This window comes from Shewanella electrica, from assembly GCF_022321485.1.
In the GTDB taxonomy this organism is placed as follows: Bacteria; Pseudomonadota; Gammaproteobacteria; order Enterobacterales; family Shewanellaceae; genus Shewanella; species Shewanella electrica.
On the sequence record NZ_JAKOGG010000405.1, the window covers coordinates 1 to 262 of the forward strand.

The 262-nt window shown below is 51.1% G+C and carries 1 protein-coding gene; it reads right to left on the reverse strand.

Annotation, left to right across the window (positions count from 1 at the left end):
* Positions 1–262 (reverse strand): fibrillarin-like rRNA/tRNA 2'-O-methyltransferase (locus L9G74_RS24325; protein ID WP_238898707.1); only part of this gene is annotated, 262 nt, incomplete at both ends.

A 262-nucleotide genomic window follows, 5' to 3' on the forward strand; every position in this document is an offset into this window, starting at 1 on the left:
CTCTTTTTGGCCATGTTGACAAGATCCCTACCACTCCTGTGCGAGAACTCAACAGCATAGACCAAACCGGTCGGTCCAACAATATCAGACACATGAGACACGGTTGTTCCTGAGGCACCACCGAGATACAGCACACGGGTACCAGGAGCAATCCAGATGTTGTCAACACCACCAAGCACAGCAGCAGCCAACTTTGAACGGAAGGGATTCCACACCCTGTATTCAACCTTGGTTCCATCCTCATTCTGGACGGAGATGCGAT